Below are 19237 nucleotides of genomic sequence, written 5' to 3'. Positions count from 1 at the left end.
TATCTTATCATTCCTGTCTTCTTCTCTTCAAGAGCGCTCCAATGAGAGGCACAAAAAAAGAAAGGAGCTGACCCTAAGCAAAGCTCAGCTTAACCTTTCTTTCGGGACAACTCCTCATCCAGACTGTTTTCTATTTCGTCATTCTGCCGGGGTGATGCGCAGAAGGGCGGAAATTACTTGTTGTTTTTGTCGTTATCGTCTACCTCTTCGTAATCCGCATCTACGACATCATCGCCTGAATTGCCGCCTGCTTCACCATCATCCTGAGCCTGCTGCGCCTGCTCGGCTGCCTGCTCATAAAGTTTTGTGGAAAGCTGCTGAACAATTTCCTGAAGTTCATCTTTCGCTGTCCGTACAGCTTCAATGTCTTCACCTTCAAGCGCTTCTTTCACTTTGTTCTTCGCTTCTTCAGCGTTATCTTTTTCGGATTGATCTACACTCTCACCGAGATCTTCCAGTGTCTTTTCTGTTGTGAAGACGAGCTGGTCCGCTTCGTTACGGACTTCTACTTCTTCTTTGCGTTTTTTGTCAGCTTCCGCGTTCTCTTCGGCGTCCTGAACCATCTGTTCAATTTCTTCTTCGGAAAGACCGGACGATGACGTGATGGTGATGGACTGCTCTTTGTTTGTGCCGAGATCTTTGGCACGTACGTTCACAATACCGTTGGCGTCGATATCAAACGTTACTTCAATCTGCGGAACACCGCGTGGAGCCGGTGGAATATCACTCAGCTGGAAGCGGCCGAGCGTTTTGTTATCGGCGGCCATTTCGCGCTCACCCTGCAGCACATGGATATCAACGGTCTGCTGGTTGTCGGCCGCGGTGGAGAATACCTGCGACTGGCTGGTCGGGATGGTGGTATTACGCTCGATCAATTTGGTTGTCACACCGCCCATTGTTTCAATACCGAGGGAAAGCGGCGTTACGTCAAGAAGGACGACGTCTTTTACGTCACCGGCGAGAACGCCTGCCTGAATAGCCGCACCAAGAGCAACCACTTCGTCTGGATTGACGCCTTTATGCGGATCTTTGCCGGTTAATTTCTTGATGGCTTCCTGTACAGCCGGAATACGGGTCGAACCGCCGACAAGGATAACTTTGTCGATGTCTGTCGCTTTCATGTCAGCGTCATTTAGCGCCTGACGGGCAGGTCCCATCGTTTTTTCCACAAGATCGGAGGAAAGTTCATCGAATTTCGCACGGCTCAGACTGATTTCCATATGTTTCGGACCGTTTTGGTCTGCAGTAATAAACGGCAGGGAAATTTGCGTCTGGGCAACACCTGAAAGATCTTTTTTCGCTTTTTCCGCTGCATCTTTCAAACGCTGCACGGCCATGTTGTCCTGAGACAGGTCGATGCCGTTTTCTTTTTTGAATTCAGAAACGAGGTAGTCGATGATAACCTGGTCGAAATCGTCCCCGCCCAGTTTGTTGTCGCCGGACGTTGATTTCACTTCAAAAAATCCGTCGCCGAGTTCAAGAACCGATACGTCAAACGTACCTCCGCCAAGGTCGTAAACGAGAATGGTCTGATCGTCTTCTTTATCCAGGCCATAAGCAAGAGAAGCCGCCGTCGGTTCGTTTACGATGCGGTCTACTTCAAGACCGGCAATTTTACCGGCGTCTTTTGTAGCCTGGCGCTGAGAATCGTTGAAGTAGGCCGGAACGGTGATTACGGCATTGGTTACTGTTTCACCGAGGTAGCTTTCTGCATCATCTTTGAGTTTCTGAAGAATGATAGCGGAAATTTCCTGCGGCGTGTAGGTTTTTCCCTCGATTTCAACAGTGTGGTCCGTTCCCATGTAACGCTTGATGGACTGAATAGTGTTTTCGTTCGTAATCGCCTGACGCTTGGCTACTTCGCCGACCTGACGCTCTCCATCTTTAAACGCTACAACAGAAGGAGTCGTGCGGTTTCCTTCCGGGTTCGGGATAACCTGTGCTTCACCGCCTTCCATTACCGCTACGCAAGAGTTGGTTGTACCAAGGTCGATTCCTATAATTCTGCTCATTGTCTCGTCAGCCTCCTATAATACCTTTTCTAATTTTTACGCATTCACTTTTACCATCGCAGGGCGGATGACTTTATCTTTCAGTTTGTAACCCTTTTGGAGTTCTTCCACAATCTGATTGGATTCAAACCCTTCTTCTTCGACCTGCATGACCGCCTGGTGCTGATGAGGGTCAAAAGTTTCGCCCTCGGTCGGGATCATTTCCAGACCTTCCTGCTGCAGCGCTTCGAATAACTGGGAATAAACCATGTTAACGCCCTGCAGCAGGGAACTGTCTTCTTCCTGGTCCGCTGCAGTATCGAGCGCACGTTCGAAATTGTCAAGAACCGGCAGAAGGGATTCAATAACAGACTGGGACCTGTATTTGGCATCCCGTTCTTTATCTTCTTTTGCCCTCCGGCGCACATTGTCCAGATCGGCCTGAACGCGCAGCGCTTTCTCCTGCCATTCGCCGGCCTCTCTCTGTGCTTTTTCCAGCTCTGATTCCTCAACCGGCTCTTCTTCACCGGTATCTTCCTGCTCTACTGACGCTTCTTCTGCATCAGCCGCCTCGGCGGTGTCTTCGTATGCCGCCTGCTCTTCTTCCTTCGCCTCTTCTTCCGTGGAAGTATGATTCTCTTTCATACGTTCACCTCCCGCTGTGCACAATTATTTCCAAAAAACGACCTGTGATCCTAGGAGCGGTCCGTATACAGGTTTGTCAATACTTTCGACAAATCCCTGGATAAATGCTCGATAAGACCGATCACCCGTGGATATTCCATTCTTGTCGGACCAACAATGCTGATGGTTCCTACCGGATTCCCGTTAAAGGAATAAGAAGCGGAAATGATACTGCAGTCTTCAAATGCCTGATTCGCATTTTCCTGACCAATCCGTATCATTAATCCACCCTGTTCCGGCTTCAGAAGTTCATGCATCGTGTGATCCTCTTCCAGCAGTTCAAAAATCATACGGACTTTATCAACGTCCCTGAACTCCGGCTGGGAAAGCAGATTTGCTTTTCCTCCGTAGTAGACCTTTTCTTCACTGCTTTTCTGAAGAGTTTCTTCGGTGAATAACAACGCCTCACGATAACTTGAAATGTGCTGCCTCAGCAGCCCGGCTACTTCCGTTGTAATCTTATTCTGCAGCTGGTACAGCGGAACGCCGCGCAGACGGTCATTCAGGATGTTTGCTATTTTTTCAAGATCACTGCTGTTCAGCGCCTCCGGAAGCGAAACGGTATGATTCTCGACATGTCCCGTATCGGTGACGAGAATAGCTACAGCGGTCCGGTCATTTAACGGAATAATCTGCACCTGCTTCATTTTCGACTCGAAAATTTCAGGACCGAGTACGATGGAAGCATAGCTCGTTAATTCAGACAATATCGTCGCCGACTGTTTCACAACCTGTTCCGTTTCCATCACTCTCCGGGCAAACAACGACCGCAGGTCATGAATTTCCCTGTTTGAGAGCTGGTGGGGCAGCAGCAGATGATCCACATAGTGACGATACCCCCGCTCCGATGGAATCCGACCGGAGGAAGAATGCGGTTTTTCCAGAAAGCCCATTTCCTCCAGGTCCGCCATTTCATTGCGGAGCGTCGCCGGGCTGTAGCTCATGCCGCTCTGCTTCGATAGACTACGGGATCCGACAGGTTCCGCAGATTGAATATAATCATCTACAATAGCCTGTAAAATGAATAACTGCCGGTCTGTCAGCATGACAACATCACCTCTGTTAGCACTCCGGATATCCGAGTGCTAAATCTATTGTAAAGTTATCAAAAGGGATGATGTTTGTCAATAAAACAGCATGTTTTTCCATGTAGAGAAGAAGCGCTTTTTCAGCTTTCTTCATCCAGCAGAAAACGGGCAAACACTTCATTACCAAGTAATTTCCCTTTCTCTGTCAACTGCAGACCGCTTCCGGAATCATACAGCAGTCCTTCGGCGGTCAATTCCTGCAGCGCCTGAGGGTAAATATCATAATAGGAACAGTTGAACTTACGGTTAAAACGCTCAGCCGATACTCCTTCTTTCATCCGCAGCCCCATAAACATCTCCTCTTCGATGTTCTCTGTTCTCGACACTTCGTGCGTATCTTTTACCGGATGACTGCCTGCTTTCACCGCCTTCAGGTAGTGGGGAAGCGGACCGAGGTTGGCATACCGGACACCGTCTTTGTACCCATGGGCTCCTGCGCCGAAGCCGTAATACTCCTCGTTCCGCCAATACGTTTTGTTATGTTCACTTTCTTTGCCCGGCTTTGCAAAATTACTTATTTCATAGGCGTAAAACCCGGCGCCGGCAAGAGCTTCTTCCAGTTCTTCGTACATATCCGCTTCCGTATCTTCCGGAAGCGGCTTTATTTTACCCTGTCGGTACCAGTTGTAAAACATCGTTTTTTCTTCAATTTTCAATGAATAAGCAGAGACATGGTCAATATCCAGTTGCACAGCCCGGGTGATTGTATCTTTCCAGTCGGCCATCGTCTGTTCCGGCAGGCCGAACATTAAATCGATGGAAATATTGTCAAACCCGGACTCTCTAGCCAGACGGACCGTTTCTTCCGCCTCTGCCGCCGAGTGACCCCTCCCGATTTTTTGAAGAAGACTGTCATTAAACGTCTGGACACCAATGCTCAGCCGGGTGACTCCTTCTTCTTTCATCATGTCCAATTTCGCCCGGTCCGCTTCGCCTGGATTTACTTCAACCGAGAATTCACGCAGCGGCCGGGAAGAGTCCGTTCGTTTCTTTACATCCCGGAGTACCCGGCGCAGCTGATCCATTGCCAGGGCCGTCGGCGTGCCTCCGCCGACATAAACCGTATCCACCGGCGCCGTCTCCGGAAGAACCCGCTTCATTTCCCGGTCCAATTGTTCAATATAATCATCCACCGGCTGGTTTTCAATAAAAAATTTATTAAAATCACAGTAAAAGCAGATATACCGGCAAAACGGAATATGGACATATATCGAAGCAGGGGATGCAGGTACCTTTTTCTGTACGTTCATCATTGGTCATCATCCATCCGCAGGACAGACATAAACGCTTCCTGCGGTACTTCTACTTTACCTACACTCTTCATGCGGCGTTTTCCTTCTTTCTGTTTCTCAAGAAGTTTACGTTTTCTCGTGACGTCCCCGCCGTAACATTTGGAAAGTACGTTTTTGCGCATCGCTTTAATGGTAGAACGGGCGATGATGTTGTTTCCGATCGCTGCCTGCACCGGTACTTCAAACTGCTGACGCGGAATCAGGTCTTTCAGCTTTTCGACAATCGCTTTGCCGCGTTCAAAAGCCATATCCCGGTGGACAATAACAGAAAGAGCATCCACCGGCTCTCCATTTAGCAGGATATCCATTTTCACGAGGTTGGATTCTCTGTAGCCGGTGAACTCATACTCAAAAGAAGCATACCCTTTCGTATTGGACTTCAACTGATCGAAAAAGTCATACACGATTTCGGTAAGAGGGAGATAATACACGATATTCACCCGGTTTTCATCGAGATAGCGCATATCGGTAAACTCTCCGCGTTTTTTCTGGCAGAGTTCCATCACGGCACCGACAAAATCATTCGGCACCATAACAGTTGCCTTTACAAACGGCTCTTCGACGAGCTCAATTTTCTGCTGATCCGGCATATTGGAAGGATTGTCAATCTCGATAAGCTCTCCGTCCGTCAAATACACATGGTAGATAACGCTTGGCGCTGTCGTAATCAGGCTGATGCCATATTCTCTTTCAATTCTTTCCTGAATGATTTCCATGTGCAGAAGACCTAAAAAGCCGCACCGGAAACCAAAGCCGAGTGCCTGGGAGCTTTCAGCTTCAAACTGCAGGGAACTGTCGTTCAGCTCAAGCCGCTCCAAGGCATCCCGGAGTGCGCTGTAGTCGCTCGCATCCACCGGGTGCATGCCGCAGAACACCATTGGATTCATCGTTTTATAGCCGGGAAGCGGTTGTGCCGCCGGCTGATTGACATGCGTAATGGTATCGCCGACTTTGGAATCACTGACGTTTTTGATGTTGGCGATTAAAAAGCCTACATCACCGACGGTCAACTCTTTGCTTGCGACCGGTTTCGGAGTGAATACACCGACTTCGGCCACTTCAAATTCTTTGTCCGTCTGCATCATTTTAATTTTGTCACCCGGACGGATGGAGCCTTCCACAATTCTGATATAGGAAATAACCCCGCGGTATGTATCATATATCGAATCAAAAATCAGAGCCTGAAGCGGGTTTTCCTTTTTTCCGGCAGGGGCCGGTATTTTGTCGATCACCTGCGCTAATACTTCATCTGTTCCGAGTCCGCTTTTGGCTGAGGCATATACCGCATCGGAGGCATCGATCCCGATGACATCTTCAATTTCTTTTTTGATCCGCTCCGGTTCAGCACTCGGCAGATCCACTTTATTGATGACAGGTATAATTTCGAGATTGTTATCCACAGCCAGATAAACGTTCGCAAGCGTCTGCGCTTCAATTCCCTGGGAGGCATCCACAACGAGAAGTGCGCCCTCACAGGCGGCCAGACTGCGGGACACTTCATAGGAAAAGTCGACGTGCCCCGGTGTATCTATAAGATGGAACGTATACTCTTCCCCGTCGGTATGGGTATACTTTAAGTGGACTGAATTGAGTTTAATGGTAATACCGCGCTCCCGCTCCAGGTCCATAGCGTCAAGCATCTGATTTTTCATTTCGCGTTCCGGCAGCGAACGGGTCGTTTCGAGAATGCGATCCGCAAGCGTTGATTTTCCGTGGTCGATATGGGCTATAATCGAAAAGTTCCGGATGTTTTTCTGTCTGCTTTCTCTGTTTTCCTCACTCATGCTATTATCACTCCTGCTAATTATAACACTGCACCTTTCCAATCAAAGGCTGCCGCTCACTCACACTAACTTTCATTATATCAACAGGGAACCTGCACTTCAATATTCCCGGGAAGGCTCGGAAGCAGGCGCAAATACATCCAGGCTTTTTCCGATGTCGGAAAAGACATTGATTTCCTGCTTCTCTTTCAGACGTTTCTGCTGTTCAAGCATTTCTGCTGTGGTATCTGATCCTTTCTGACCCACTTCCGCCGCGGTGTCTTTTTGCTCAAATTCAGAGGAAGAAGGCCTGTTCTGCGGCTGCTCGTACTGCTCGGAAACATGTATGCCTGTCATCATCCCAACAAGAAAAAATACCGCTGCTGCCAGCATTATGGTCAGTATCCGCATCACGCGCCACCCTTTCATTTGTTTGTGTCTTTATGATAGGAGCTGATCACTTCCGCCAGTGCCTCCGTCGTACGGTACGTTTCTTCGAGGGTGTTTTCAACGCCGCCGATTTCAATGAGAACAGACTGCTTGGAAAGGTCCTGATTATACCGTCCGTTTACACCGCCCCCGCCTTTTGTCAGCACCCCTCTGCTAAGTCCCGGATAAGAGGCTTCCAGTCTCCTGTTCAAATCTTTTGCCATGGCCAGATTTTTTTCATAGTCAGGGTGATTCTCTCCGATGACGAAAAACGTCTTCGCCATTGTCTCTTGGTTTATGGTTACGGTGGTAATGTCGCGCGGCTGGGAATCACGGTGCAGATCAAAAAACATTTCCAGCTCCGGATGTTCTTTTCTATCATTCTGAATGACCGTGCGGGATACGTCGTACGATCTCGGAAACGTCCATCCCTTTTGATGCAGTCTTTGTGTTATATCGGTTGTGTCCACAAACGTCTGGACCCCTCTTTCTTCTAGTTCCTTTCCAAGACGCTTTCCTACCATGGTAATGTTCACATCTTGATGAAAAGCGCTGTCCGCCCCTTCCTCAAGCTCCGGGTAATACGACTCACGGCTGTGGGAGTGAACAATGTGGGCAACAGCGGGGCCGGATGCGTCATTGTTTTCTGTTTCTTCCTGTGTATCGAGCACCTGAAGTCTATCATCAGCCGCCTCTCTTTCTTTCATCAACACTTCCATAGGCGGCGCGGATTCTATCGGCATCGTAGTAAAATCCGTTCCCTCTCCTGCTACTACAATATTTCCATCAAACAGGGCGAAACCCGGTATTTCCATACCAAGCATCGTCCGCGGCTCATGAAAGTCCAGTCTCGTCAAGAATTCAAACATCAGGGTCGGCACCGGTCTGCTTTCTTCTTCATCGGGAACAGCACTTTCAAAGTAATGGTTCTCAAACACAAAGGCTGGCAAAAGAAGATTTTGCTGAATCTCCGAGCTCCACGCATGAAGTTTTTTGGAAGAGAATAGATTATCCTGTCCCCCGGATGTGAGGATGGTGATAAAAAACAGCATAAACAACAGTCCGCCCGCCATGCCTGCCGCCCATTTCCGGATGCTCGTCCCTATACTACGTTTCTCATTTCGGTTTGCCTCGTTCCACATACTGCTCCCTCCCTGTTCTACTCTATGAGAAAAAGCTGATAGATTAGAACGGGGGATTACGAAAGAAAAAGCTGCCTTCTATGGAAGACAGCTGCATCCAGATTTTTTTATTTTGTATATGTTCCGGTGCTTTCCTGGGAAATGCTTTCGTGCAGGGCGGCGTTCAGCCCTTCAGCGACGACGTTGGCCATGTTGTCCATGAATACATCGACTTCTTTCGGGGTGACCATGAGGTTGTGACCCAGCGGAGCGAGAACTTCCTGAATAAGCTGCCTTTTCTCCTGTTCTTTCAGCCCGCCTACCATACCAAACACAGCCCGGCGTTCGTCGTCAGCGGGGAGGTCTTCGTCGTGAAGTTCTTTTCTTTCTCCAAAGACCATACCAGCAGGCGCCAGTGCATCCCCCGGCGCGTCTTTTTCTTTCATCTCCCTGCCGAGGTGCTTCAGCATAAAATCGATAGTGTCGCTCGTGATGGTCACCGCATCCACGACGGTCGGTATACCGATCGCAATGACCGGAATGCCAAGCGTTCTCCTGCTTAACTCGCGTCTTTGATTGCCAACACCCGAACCGGGATGAATGCCGGTATCCGACATCTGAATAGTTGTATTCACCCGTTCTATGGAACGCGAAGCAAGGGCGTCGATGGCTATGACAAAATCCGGTTTGGTTTTCTCCACCGCTGCCGAAATAAGCTCACTTGTTTCCACCCCGGTAAGTCCCATTACACCAGGAGAAAAAGCGCTGACCGGACGAAAACCATTTTCCACCTGCTCCGGCGCTTCCTTGAAAAGATGGCGGGTAATAACAAGCTTGTCTACAACCATAGGACCGAGAGCATCCGGGGTAACATTCCAATTACCAAGGCCTGTAATCAAGCAGGAAGATTCCTTTTTGATGCCGAGCCTTTTTAAAAAGTGCGCAAATTCCCGGGCCAGTACAGCTTCCATAGCCTGCTGCAGCTTCGTATCCTGTTTGCGGACCCCCTGCGCTTCAAAGGTCAAATACTCTCCTGCTTCTTTGCCTGTGTTTTCTGCACCTGTTTCGGTAATCGTCACTTTCGTAATCGTAACGCCGTCTTCTTCTTTTTCGTGAACCCGGATACCGGTATCAACGTCTTGTTTGGAAGTGCGCTGCAGCTCCCGTTCTTCCAGCAGTTCTTTTTCTTCCACTGCCAAATCCGTGCGCACATTGTACGAAGACATATCCAGTTCCATCTCATCCACCTGCTTTCCCTATCATGCTGACTCCTTGTTATGTAGTATGTACCTAAATCAGCTTGTTATTCGTCTTGCACGTCTATCTGTTTTTTGATAGAATCCCTTTGTGTTTCATTCTCTGCAGAAATCGCAAAATGGAACAAAACAAGGGAGGTGACATCATGCCGAACATTAAACAAGCGAAAAAACGTGTGATTGTTAATGAATCACAGCGTGTCAAACAGCATGCCTTTAAGTCAGCTATGCGCAGTGCCATCAAGGAATTCAACAAGAAGGCGGACAACAGGGACGTAGAAGGTGCCAAAGAACTTCTTTCGCTGGCTACGAAAAAAGTGGACAAAGCTGCGGACAAAAAGATCATTCATAAGAACACAGCCGCAAGAGCCAAGTCAAAAATGAACCAGCGTTTCAACGAAATCGCGCAGTAATAAAGAAAACGACTCCTCTGCAGAGTCGTTTTTTTATGCTGCCAGCCCGGCGATACTGAGTTCCAGCTGCAGGTATTTGTCCATTTTCCCCGTTTTTATCCGTTCATCCGCTTCCGCCAGCCTCTGAAGCACCTCTTTCAGCTTTGGCTCTGTATAAGTTCTGCTCTGTTCCTCTGCCACTTTCACGGCATAAGGATGTACTTTAAGTCTCGACGCCATTTTCTGACGGGAGTAGCCCGTCTTTTTTAATTGAGACACGTGCAGAATCATTCGGAACTGCCTGGCGAGAAGGGTCAGGATCTTAATCGGTTCTTCATTTTGTTTCATCAGATCATAGTAAATACGAAACGCATGCTCCGCCCGCCCGTGCACGACATGGTCCACCAATTCAAACACGTTGTCCTCGAGATTGCGCGGCACCAGTTCCTCCACCATCTCTTCTGTAATCTGCCTTTGCTCCCCGGCATACAGATTCAGTTTATCCATCTCTGAAGAGAGCATCAACATATCTTTCCCGGCCAGCTGCATCATTTTCTCTTTCGCTCCGGATGTTATGGACACATCTCTTGTTTGGCAGAAGCGATCGATCCATTCATCCATATTTTTTTCATCGAAGGAAGAAGCCTGCAGAAAAACTCCCTGCTTTTTCAGCTTTTTGACAATTTTTTTCCGCTCATCAAGCTTCTCATACGGTGCGGTGAAAATCATGACGGTTTCCTGCGGGGGGTTGTCGATGTATTCTTCAAGATAGGAGAGGTTATGGTCCACTTTTTCTTTCTCTTTTGACCCTGTTAAGAAATAGCAGTTTTTCAGCACAACAACCCGCCCCGCTCCAAAAAAGGGAAGTGTTTCTCCTTCTTCCAGAGCTGTCTCTACGGGGACTTCCCTCATATCATAAACGGAATGATTAAAGTCCCGCTCTTCTTCGGCAAGTGTGTTTGCCGTTATTTTTTCGATAATATTCGTTATGAAGTACGCCTCTGTGCCATATAATAAGTAAAGCGGCGCAATGTTTTGATTTTCAATGTCGTTCAACAGCGGAATGTAGTCCATCCATGCAGCACCCCTATAGAATGTTCGTTTCTTTCCATCTTATGCTTCTTCGTTTTTTTTCGCAACAAGGAAGGAAAAGGAAAGTGCACGCATGGCACTTTCCATTTATTATAAACGTTGATAAAAAGGCCTAGGACAACTTTTTATCAACGATAACCGGGGTTCATTTTTTAGTTTATCCTATGTCTATGCGGGTTATAGGTGACAACTGTTTACAGCTGCGGCAGGGTCATCCTTCCCCGACCCAACTGAATCGTACAGCGGATATAGATTTTTTTCTGTACTTGTCCTATAATAATAATAGAAGTGTATGCGTAAGGAGGGAATCGGTCATGAATGAATTTGAAAGGGACGTACAGAGTAAACGTAATGACCTGATCGACTCTGTCGTCGGTTTCGTTGTGCCTTTTGCTTTTTTCACTTTAATTATGGTAATAGCTACAGTTATTGAAACAGCAGGTGGATTTTAATACGAAAAATAACGAAAAGTGCGTATTGATCTCTCTCGGATCTCTATATCCCGCTTCATATTCCGCCGCAGGAAAAGCTGCCCCGTCTATCCGGGGACAGCTTTTCTTTTCCGGCATTCTGCTGCTTTTCAGCTTTCTTCACAGTTTGGTTCAGCGGCCGGCAGTGCCGTACGGAGCGATTGGATACCATCTTTTGTGAACGAAATCTGCACAGCCCCCGCTTCATCTGTCTGGTGAATCTGTGCTCCTGCTGTTTCCAGCGTTTTCAGTGTTTCTTCATGGGGATGACCGAATCGGTTGCAGCGTCCTGCGGAGATAAGAGCTGCTTTGATTCCCAGCTCTTCGATAAAGGACGGGGAGCTGGACGTGCGGCTGCCATGGTGTCCGACTTTCAGAATATCCGCTTCTATATCCGGAAAGTCAGAAAGCAGTTCTTCTTCCCCTTCCCGTCCTATATCACCGGTGAACAGCCACTTTCTGTCCCCAAGCTCCGCCTGAAGCACAATGGAACGCTCGTTGCCTGCCGGTTCATCCCCGTGTGGCGCGAGTACCTGAAACGAACCTCCCGCTTCATCCCAGGCCATGCCCTGCTTCACTGGCACAACAGGGATGTCCCGTTTCCATATGCCGTGTAAAAACGCGGATTCCGCTTTTTTAAAATCCCCGCCCTTCCCGTACAGCACTTCTTTTACTTCCATATCTTCAATTACTGCCCGGGCTCCCCCGTAGTGATCGATGTCTCCATGCGTAATAATCAATTTATCAAGCTTTGTTATCCCCTCGGCCTTTAAAAACGGTACGACAACATCTTCCCCGGGATCGTACGGCGCCTCCCGTTTTTTCCACTCTTCCTTTGGAAACTCCGGCACGCCTCCTGTATCTATCAGGTATACAGCCCTGCGATACGGAAGTTCCACAAGGAAACTGTCCCCCTGCCCGACATCAAGCATCGTGACACGGCCCTGACTGTCCATGTATGGCAGCACTTTCTGGAACGTAAGGATACCAGCGACGAACAAAACCGGAAGAAGAAGCCTTCGGTACGATCTTTTTTCTTCGAGACGAAGGAAAAAGAAATAAACAGCAGCCGCCAGCATGCCGGTTACAACAAGGGCTGGTTTTCCGCTCGTATACGTAAACACATTCCAGCTTCCGACGTCTGCAAGCAGCTGATGGACCATCGAAACGGATACCTCTAATGGAACCACCGCCACCGAAAACAAAGACGTATTCAAAAAGGAGAGGACAAACAATAGGATAACACCCGGAAGAACAATGACAGAAATAAAGGGGACGAATACCAGGTTGAGCAAAATACTGAGAAACGAAAACTCAAAAAAATGATACAAAATAATGGGAAGACCGGCACATTGTGCAATAACGCTCACATAAACAGCTGCTTTCCATTTACTTTTTTGACTCAGGATGGTTCTGGAGAGAAGGAGAGAAGCACTGATTAGAAAGGACAACTGAAAGCCGATATGATAGAGGTAGTAAGGATGGATCCATAAGAAAAGAAGCGCTGCAAAACAGAGGACGAAAAAAGGATCGATTCGTTTTCTTCCTGTTTTGTTCCAGATAATAAACGCCGATACCATGCTGACGGCACGCAGGACAGACGGAGCGGCGCCGGCCGATACAGCGTAAATAGGAAGCAGTATAAGCAGAATCCATTCCGCTTTCTCCCTTGTCATACCGGCTTTAAGCAGCAGAAAATAGAGCATCGCCGAAAGAAGACCGACATGAAGACCGGAAACGGCGAGAAGATGGATTAATCCAAGCGATTGATAATCGGTTTCTGTATCTGCGTCCAAGAGATGCCTTTCCCCGAATAAAAGCGCCGCAGCGATACCTCTCAAAGATTGCGGAAATACCGTATCAATATGCTGAATACCGTCATACCGCCATGTCTTTAATACATGGGGAGGAGTACGACTGCTCCCGCTGCAGCGAATGTCTTTAACAGAGTCAACTTTCATCTCCCAGTAGGTGTGCTGTTGTTTTAAATACTGCCGGTAATCAAACGCGTGAAAGTTGGAAGCTTTGGAAGGGCGGCGCAGTGTTCCCTGGATGGAACATATACGCCCTGGAGAGTACGCGGCAGAGACAGGTATTTCGGTTTTCTCCTGAAGCATCAGACGAACCTGGACTCTCTCGCGGTTAATCATCTGAAGTGTATAGCGGACAAGACTGCCGTCGCGGTGCGGTCCCTCTTCTATTGTTCCCTGAATGACGGATTCTTTTCCCATTAAAGAGGACTCATGAGCATGTTCCGCCCATACCGTTCGAAGGGAAAACAGCAGGAACAAAAGCAGCAGCAAAACAGCCGGCAGAGCGCGCTTTCTTGCCAGTAGAAGAACGAGCGGGCACGCCGCCGCTCCAAGCACCCATATTTCTTGTGAAACGATGAGGTGGACGGCGGCTGCACCACTCAGTACAAACCACACGGTATCGTTTTTCACGTCCTGTTCTGCTGGCTTGTTTCCAGTGCCTGCTCAATATCTGCGATAATATCGTCAGCATGCTCTATACCGGCTGAAATCCGGATGAGATCCGGACTAAGACCGGCTGCTTTCTGGTCTTCTTCGGTCAGCTGCTGGTGGGTGGTGCTTCCCGGATGAATGACCAGCGTCTTGGCGTCCCCGATGTTGGCCACGTGGGAAAGAAGACGGCAGGCGTTGATAAAGGCCTTCCCTTCTTCTACTCCTCCTTTAATGCCGAATGTAAGAATGGCGCCTTTACCTTTAGGAAGGTATTTTTCCGCTTTGTCAAACGTTGGATGAGACGGCTGCCCCGGGTAGTTCACCCACTCCACGTGAGGACTGTTTTCAAGATAATGAACGATTTTCTCCGCGTTTTCACAGTGGCGTTCCATGCGCAGGTGAAGCGTCTCCAACCCCTGCAGAAGCAGAAAAGAATTCATCGGCGCAAGCGCCGGTCCGAGATCGCGCATCAACTGTACACGTGCTTTAATAATGTACGCTGATTCTCCCACAGCTTCGGTATACACAACACCGTGATAACTTGGATCGGGTTCGCTCAGTTCCGGAAACTTACCGTTGTTCCAGTTGAACTGTCCGCTGTCTACAATCACACCTCCAAGCGTCGTTCCATGGCCTCCGATAAATTTCGTTGCCGAATGTACAACGATATCAGCTCCGTAATCAAACGGACGGCAGAGGGCAGGGGTAACAACCGTTGCGTCCACGATCAAAGGAAGGTCATGGGAATGGGCGACATCTGCTGCTGCTTTAATATCAAACACTTCCCCGTTCGGGTTGCCGATCATTTCGCCGAAGACGAGTTTTGTCTTATCATTGATTTTTTCGGCAAACGCTTCAGGCTTGGTGCCATCCACAAGATGAACGGTTATTCCGAACTTGGGCAGGGTATGTACAAACATATTGTACGTGCCGCCGTAGAGTCCGCTGGAGGCGACTATTTCATCTCCTGCTCCGCAGATATTGAGCACTGCGAGCTGGATAGCGGAACTTCCGCTGGCAGCCGCAAGAGCCCCGACGCCGCCTTCGAGCTCAGCCATCCGTTTTTCAAACACGTCCTGGGTGGGATTCATGATTCTTGTATAAATATTCCCGAACTCCGACAGGGAAAACAAATTGGCCGCCTGGTCGGTGTCTTTGAATTCATAAGAGGTCGTCTGATAAATCGGCACCGCCCGTGCATGGGTTGTTGGGTCTGCTTCCTGGCCGGCATGGACTGCTTTTGTTTCCAGATTCCATTGTTCTCCGTTCACTATTATGTCCCCTTTCGTATTATGGTTCCTCTTTATATTATCAAAATATTCACATAGTTAAAACGTATTATGATTAATGAAAGGACAGACTCTCTTTCATTTGCTCCAGTGATGCCTCGCCGATGCCGGATACATTCAGCAGATCCTCCGCTTTTTCGAAGAAGCCCTTTTCTTCCCTGTAGGCCATAATCGCCGCTGCTTTAGCCGGACCTATTCCTGGCAGCGCTTCAAGCTCTTCAGCCTCCGCGTAGTTGATGCGGACTTTTTCACTTTCCCCCTCTCCCGATCCCGCTGCAGAAACATTTTCTCCTTCTTCCGGAACACGGACAACCATGGCGTCATGCAGTTTTTCAGCAAAATTCACTGCTGCAGGATCTGCCTCCTCCATCATACCTCCTGCCGCATCAATGGCGTCTATCACACGTTGTCCCTCTTTCAGTTCGTACACACCTGGTTCTCTCACCGCCCCCTTCACATCAATAACGACGTGTACCGGGCCTTCAGCCATTTCTTTTTCCCCGGACGTCTTTGAATCTTTTGGTTCTGCCGCTTCTTCATCCCAGAACACATCCTGACTCTCTGTGTCTTCTTCGCCCCCGTTTTTGTCAAACAACAAAAGAAAAAGAAAAACGAGCAGTACAAGGACAGCAGCGCCTCCTGCTGTAATCATATACATCATATTCCGGTCCATAGTCTTCACCTCATTCGATTTTTTGCGGAATAGTCAAGAGATTTGTCGCATAGGATGGGAAAGCAGAATGACTGCGGAAGTTTACGAACAGGAGGGATCAACATGGAGAATATAGGATTGATCGGCACCGGAAACATGGGTGGAATGCTTGCTGACGTTTTGCTGCAGCAAAGCAGTGTGCCGCCGGAGAACTTATACATTTACAACCGGACAAACGAACGGAACCGTGATTTTCAGGCATCATACCCACTCGTTCATGCAGCCGGGAGCATTAAAGAACTGCTCGCCTGCACGGATCTGGTTTTCATTTGTGTGCGGCCGAAACAATACGGTCCGCTTCTGAACGAACTGAAAAAATACCTGACGATGGAACATATCCTCGCCACCATCACCAGCCCGGTACTTCTTGAAGACCTTGAGCGTCTTCCGGCCCGGAGAGTCGTGCGCACCGTTCCCACCATCGCGAATAAAACGGGAACCGCGCCGCTGCTCTTAACCTTCGGCAGTCATTGGACGGAAAAAGAAAAAGAGGTGTTCCGGCAGTGGCTCACAACATTCAGTGACCCTGTCCCGGTCACCGACAGAACGCTGCGGGTATCCAGTGATATCATAAGCTGCGGTCCGGCATTTATGAGCTATCTTCTGCAGTGTTTCATTGATGCGGCAGCGGAAGAGACAGAGATTGAATACAATGATGCAGAAATGCTGGCGGAAAAAATGATGACGGCATACGGCCGGCTGCTTTCCGAAAAACACTACAGCCTGCCGGAACTATGCCAAAAAGTGAATGTACCAGGTGGTGTAACGGGAGAAGGACTGAAGGTGCTGAGCAGATTCAGCGGTGGTATGTTTGAAGAACTGATAGGCCGTACCCACCAAAAATACGAAGAAGATAAAGAAGAAATGGCTGTACTCTTTGAAGAAGAATAACCTGCTTTTTTATAAGTTTATACCGGGGGAGGGGTTTTGTACAGCTTTTTTTGCATGAAAAAAAATACGGTCGGCATCTTCCTGCGGTGCATTCCAGGTGAAATCTCCGTAAATGCCGCAGATTTCAAATCCGCACGCTTCCAGCACATCACAATATGTCGAAATAGGAAACGTGCGCTGCAGGTGGCGTTCGTCAAACCGTTCATAGGTGCTGCCGCCGCGGTGGATAAAGAGCGACAGGTCATGCTGGACCTCCGCCTCTCTGTTTGTTGGGATGACATTCCATATGTAGGCGGCATCACCGGCTGCATCAGCAAACGAGAAATCCTGGAGCACTTCTTTCACATATCCGGTCGAATGCACGTCAAAAACGAGGTTTCCTCCATCGTTCAAGTGCTCATAAAAAGCGGTGAATGTACGGTGCAGGTCTGTTTCTTCTATCACATAATTCAGCGAATCACAAAAAGAAATCACTGCATCGTAAGTTTTTGGGAGACGAAACGAACGCATATCTTCATGATAAAAGGAAGGGGTAAACCCCCGGCTTTTGATTTTTTGTTCTGCGACGTGAAGCATGTCCACAGAAGCGTCCAGTCCCTGAACATCATATCCGTTTTCAAGAAGATCAAGGAGGATGGTTCCCGTTCCACAGCCCGCATCGAGAATGCTGTCCGGCCGGGAATCTTCCATGTTCAGGAGCCCGCTGACCCAGCGGATCCAGTCGTCATAAGGGGCTTCTTCCATCAAGTGGTCATAAACTTGGGCGAAGCCTGCATAAGTCACCATGTTTCAGCCTCTTTTCAGGAGGATACCGTTTCCAGTTCTACCGTGGAAGCGTCTCCCCACAATTTTTCAAGATTATAATACGGGCGTTCATCTTTATGGAATAAATGAATAATGACATCTTCAAGATCGATGAGAATCCATTTTGCTTCATTGAACCCTTCCAGTCGCTTCACATCTTTACCAGCTTCCTGCGCCTGCTTTTTAATATCCTGGGCAATGGCCTGTACTTGCTTGTGCGAATTCGCGTGGGCAATCAGAAAATAATCCGCAACCAGGGAGATACCTCTCATATCAAGAGCCGTGAGCTGTTCGGCTTTCTTGTCATCGGCAGCACCTGCGGCCAGTTCCAGTAGTTCTTTTCCTTCCATTCATTTTCCTCCTTTATTTTTCTGCTTTTTAAACGTTATATCGTTGTAGGCTTTTAGTGTTCCGGGGAACACTGGCTGGTTTTTCTGAAGTAAAAAGGTAACAGTATTGGAAAGCGCGTTCCGGATGGCTTCGTCCATGTCTTTCTCGGCTGTTTCCCTTACCTGTTCCACCCCGGGGAATTTACGGTTTGGTTCTATATAGTCGGCAAGAAAAATGACTTTTTCCATATTGGACATTTCCGGCCTTCCGGTAGTATGCCAAAAAATCGAAGACAGTATTTCTTCATCGGCAATGCCGATTTCTTTCTTCACGAGATGGGCGCCGGCCGGTGCGTGAAGAAGCTCATCACCGTAATGAATGAAATCCTCATCCAACTGCTGCTCTTTAATAATACCGCGCATCTCGTCTTTAGAGCGGAATTTGGCATAGTCGTGAAATATAGCTGCTATTTCCGCTTTGTCCTGATCGGCCCCCATCTTTTCAGCCAAGGTAAGCGCCGTATCTCTTACCCCCAATGTATGCGTATAGCGGTGCTCTGTCAAATGAGGCTTTACCATTTCAAGTGCTTCTTTTCTGTTCATACAACTTATTCTCCTTAATAAAAGTCCGTACAGGGTCAGGGAGATAATATCTGGTATTTCTGCCTTGCTGGATTCTTTCTCTGATCATTGTCGATGAAATATCCATGGAAGGAACTTCAATATGACACATGCTGTCCCCGCTTACGGGAGCGGACCAGCCGGGACGGTCAATAACTGCGAAAGTGACACGCTGCATTAATTCCTCAATATTCTTCCAGGATGAAAGACCGGCGGCCATATCTCCTCCGACAATGAAATAAAAGTCGGTACCGGGATACTCTTCGTTGAGCCGTTTTACCGTGTCCAGCGTGTAGGAGGGGCCTTTACGGTCCAGTTCAACAGTAGAGGTGAAAAAATGGGGGTTTCCCTCTGCGGCAAGTTTTGTCATCTGCAGCCTCTCTCCGGGGCCGGCCATATCATCCCGGGACTTATGAGGCGGTGAATACACCGGGATAAACCATACTTCATCCAGCTCCAGGATGGTCAAAGCTTCCTGGGCGATAATAAGATGCGCATGATGCGGCGGATCAAACGTCCCGCCAAGCAGACCGATTTTTTTCTTCATA

At 48.4% G+C, this 19237-nt stretch carries 19 protein-coding genes; 3 read left to right on the top strand and 16 right to left on the bottom strand.

Annotated features, from left to right (window positions below):
• Nucleotides 1-173: 173 nt before the first annotated feature.
• From dnaK to gpr, 8 genes are all read right to left on the bottom strand, one after another.
• Nucleotides 174-2012, bottom strand: a complete 1839-nt coding sequence (dnaK, locus tag BM124_RS03465) for a molecular chaperone DnaK (RefSeq protein ID WP_093335274.1) — start codon at nucleotides 2010-2012, stop codon at nucleotides 174-176.
• A gap of 36 nt (nucleotides 2013-2048) precedes the next feature.
• Nucleotides 2049-2636, bottom strand: a complete 588-nt coding sequence (gene grpE, locus BM124_RS03460) for a nucleotide exchange factor GrpE (protein ID WP_093335273.1) — start codon at nucleotides 2634-2636, stop codon at nucleotides 2049-2051.
• A gap of 50 nt (nucleotides 2637-2686) precedes the next feature.
• Entirely contained in the window at nucleotides 2687-3721 is a 1035-nt protein-coding gene (gene hrcA, locus BM124_RS03455) for a heat-inducible transcriptional repressor HrcA (protein WP_093335272.1), read from the bottom strand.
• Nucleotides 3722-3843: 122 nt separating this feature from the next.
• A complete protein-coding gene (hemW, locus tag BM124_RS03450; RefSeq protein WP_244504212.1) occupies nucleotides 3844-5016 on the bottom strand; it encodes a radical SAM family heme chaperone HemW in 1173 nt (390 codons plus the stop codon).
• Nucleotides 5013-6839: a translation elongation factor 4 gene (gene lepA, locus BM124_RS03445; RefSeq protein ID WP_093335271.1), complete on the bottom strand. Its 1827-nt coding sequence runs from the start codon at nucleotides 6837-6839 to the stop codon at nucleotides 5013-5015. Before lepA ends, hemW begins: the two co-directional genes overlap by 4 nt.
• 99 nt (nucleotides 6840-6938) lie before the next feature.
• Entirely contained in the window at nucleotides 6939-7247 is a 309-nt protein-coding gene (locus BM124_RS03440; protein ID WP_212634933.1) for a hypothetical protein, read from the bottom strand.
• Entirely contained in the window at nucleotides 7244-8389 is a 1146-nt protein-coding gene (gene spoIIP, locus BM124_RS03435) for a stage II sporulation protein P (protein WP_093335269.1), read from the bottom strand. The genes BM124_RS03440 and spoIIP overlap by 4 nt, the downstream gene beginning before the upstream one ends.
• Nucleotides 8390-8496: 107 nt before the next feature.
• A complete protein-coding gene (gene gpr, locus BM124_RS03430) occupies nucleotides 8497-9606 on the bottom strand; it encodes a GPR endopeptidase (RefSeq protein ID WP_093335268.1) in 1110 nt (369 codons plus the stop codon).
• A 164-nt stretch (nucleotides 9607-9770) separates the two neighbouring features.
• On the opposite strand from gpr, the gene rpsT reads away from it, so the two are divergent.
• A complete protein-coding gene (gene rpsT / locus BM124_RS03425; RefSeq protein ID WP_093335267.1) occupies nucleotides 9771-10037 on the top strand; it encodes a 30S ribosomal protein S20 in 267 nt (88 codons plus the stop codon).
• A gap of 33 nt (nucleotides 10038-10070) precedes the next feature.
• On the opposite strand, the gene holA is transcribed toward rpsT, so the two are convergent.
• Nucleotides 10071-11090: a DNA polymerase III subunit delta gene (gene holA, locus BM124_RS03420; RefSeq protein WP_093335266.1), complete on the bottom strand. Its 1020-nt coding sequence runs from the start codon at nucleotides 11088-11090 to the stop codon at nucleotides 10071-10073.
• Nucleotides 11091-11422: 332 nt separating this feature from the next.
• On the opposite strand from holA, the gene BM124_RS03415 reads away from it, so the two are divergent.
• Nucleotides 11423-11560, top strand: a complete 138-nt coding sequence (locus BM124_RS03415; RefSeq protein ID WP_093335265.1) for a YqzM family protein — start codon at nucleotides 11423-11425, stop codon at nucleotides 11558-11560.
• Nucleotides 11561-11688: 128 nt separating this feature from the next.
• Here the strand turns inward: BM124_RS03415 and BM124_RS03410 are convergent, their stop codons facing one another.
• The 3 genes from BM124_RS03410 to BM124_RS03400 all read right to left on the bottom strand — a co-directional run bounded on the left by BM124_RS03410 (nucleotide 11689) and on the right by BM124_RS03400 (nucleotide 16005).
• Entirely contained in the window at nucleotides 11689-14022 is a 2334-nt protein-coding gene (locus BM124_RS03410; protein WP_093335264.1) for a DNA internalization-related competence protein ComEC/Rec2, read from the bottom strand.
• On the bottom strand, nucleotides 14019-15317 hold the full coding sequence (locus BM124_RS03405) for a homocysteine synthase (RefSeq protein WP_093335263.1): 1299 nt from the start codon (nucleotides 15315-15317) through the stop codon (nucleotides 14019-14021). Before BM124_RS03405 ends, BM124_RS03410 begins: the two co-directional genes overlap by 4 nt.
• 70 nt (nucleotides 15318-15387) lie before the next feature.
• Entirely contained in the window at nucleotides 15388-16005 is a 618-nt protein-coding gene (locus BM124_RS03400; protein WP_093335262.1) for a helix-hairpin-helix domain-containing protein, read from the bottom strand.
• 102 nt (nucleotides 16006-16107) lie between these two features.
• Between BM124_RS03400 and comER the strand changes: the two genes are divergently transcribed.
• Entirely contained in the window at nucleotides 16108-16935 is an 828-nt protein-coding gene (gene comER, locus BM124_RS03395) for a late competence protein ComER (protein WP_170840936.1), read from the top strand.
• A 9-nt stretch (nucleotides 16936-16944) separates the two neighbouring features.
• Here the strand turns inward: comER and BM124_RS03390 are convergent, their stop codons facing one another.
• From BM124_RS03390 to BM124_RS03375, 4 genes are read right to left on the bottom strand one after another with little or no spacing between them, the layout of a single operon-like run.
• On the bottom strand, nucleotides 16945-17721 hold the full coding sequence (locus BM124_RS03390; protein WP_093335260.1) for a class I SAM-dependent DNA methyltransferase: 777 nt from the start codon (nucleotides 17719-17721) through the stop codon (nucleotides 16945-16947).
• Nucleotides 17722-17735: 14 nt separating this feature from the next.
• Nucleotides 17736-18089, bottom strand: a complete 354-nt coding sequence (rsfS, locus tag BM124_RS03385; protein ID WP_093335259.1) for a ribosome silencing factor — start codon at nucleotides 18087-18089, stop codon at nucleotides 17736-17738.
• Nucleotides 18090-18671 (bottom strand): bis(5'-nucleosyl)-tetraphosphatase (symmetrical) YqeK, encoded by a 582-nt coding sequence (gene yqeK / locus BM124_RS03380; RefSeq protein ID WP_093335258.1) that lies wholly within the window; start codon nucleotides 18669-18671, stop codon nucleotides 18090-18092.
• Nucleotides 18649-19236, bottom strand: coding sequence for a nicotinate-nucleotide adenylyltransferase (locus BM124_RS03375; RefSeq protein ID WP_093335257.1), 588 nt, complete (start codon nucleotides 19234-19236; stop codon nucleotides 18649-18651). The genes yqeK and BM124_RS03375 overlap by 23 nt, the downstream gene beginning before the upstream one ends.
• Nucleotide 19237 lies beyond the last annotated feature (1 nt).

The organism is Salibacterium halotolerans, assembly GCF_900115625.1.
Taxonomy (GTDB): Bacteria; Bacillota; Bacilli; order Bacillales; family Marinococcaceae; genus Salibacterium; species Salibacterium halotolerans.
Note: the sequence above shows the minus strand (reverse complement) of the source record. Positions and strands in the feature narration are given on the sequence as shown.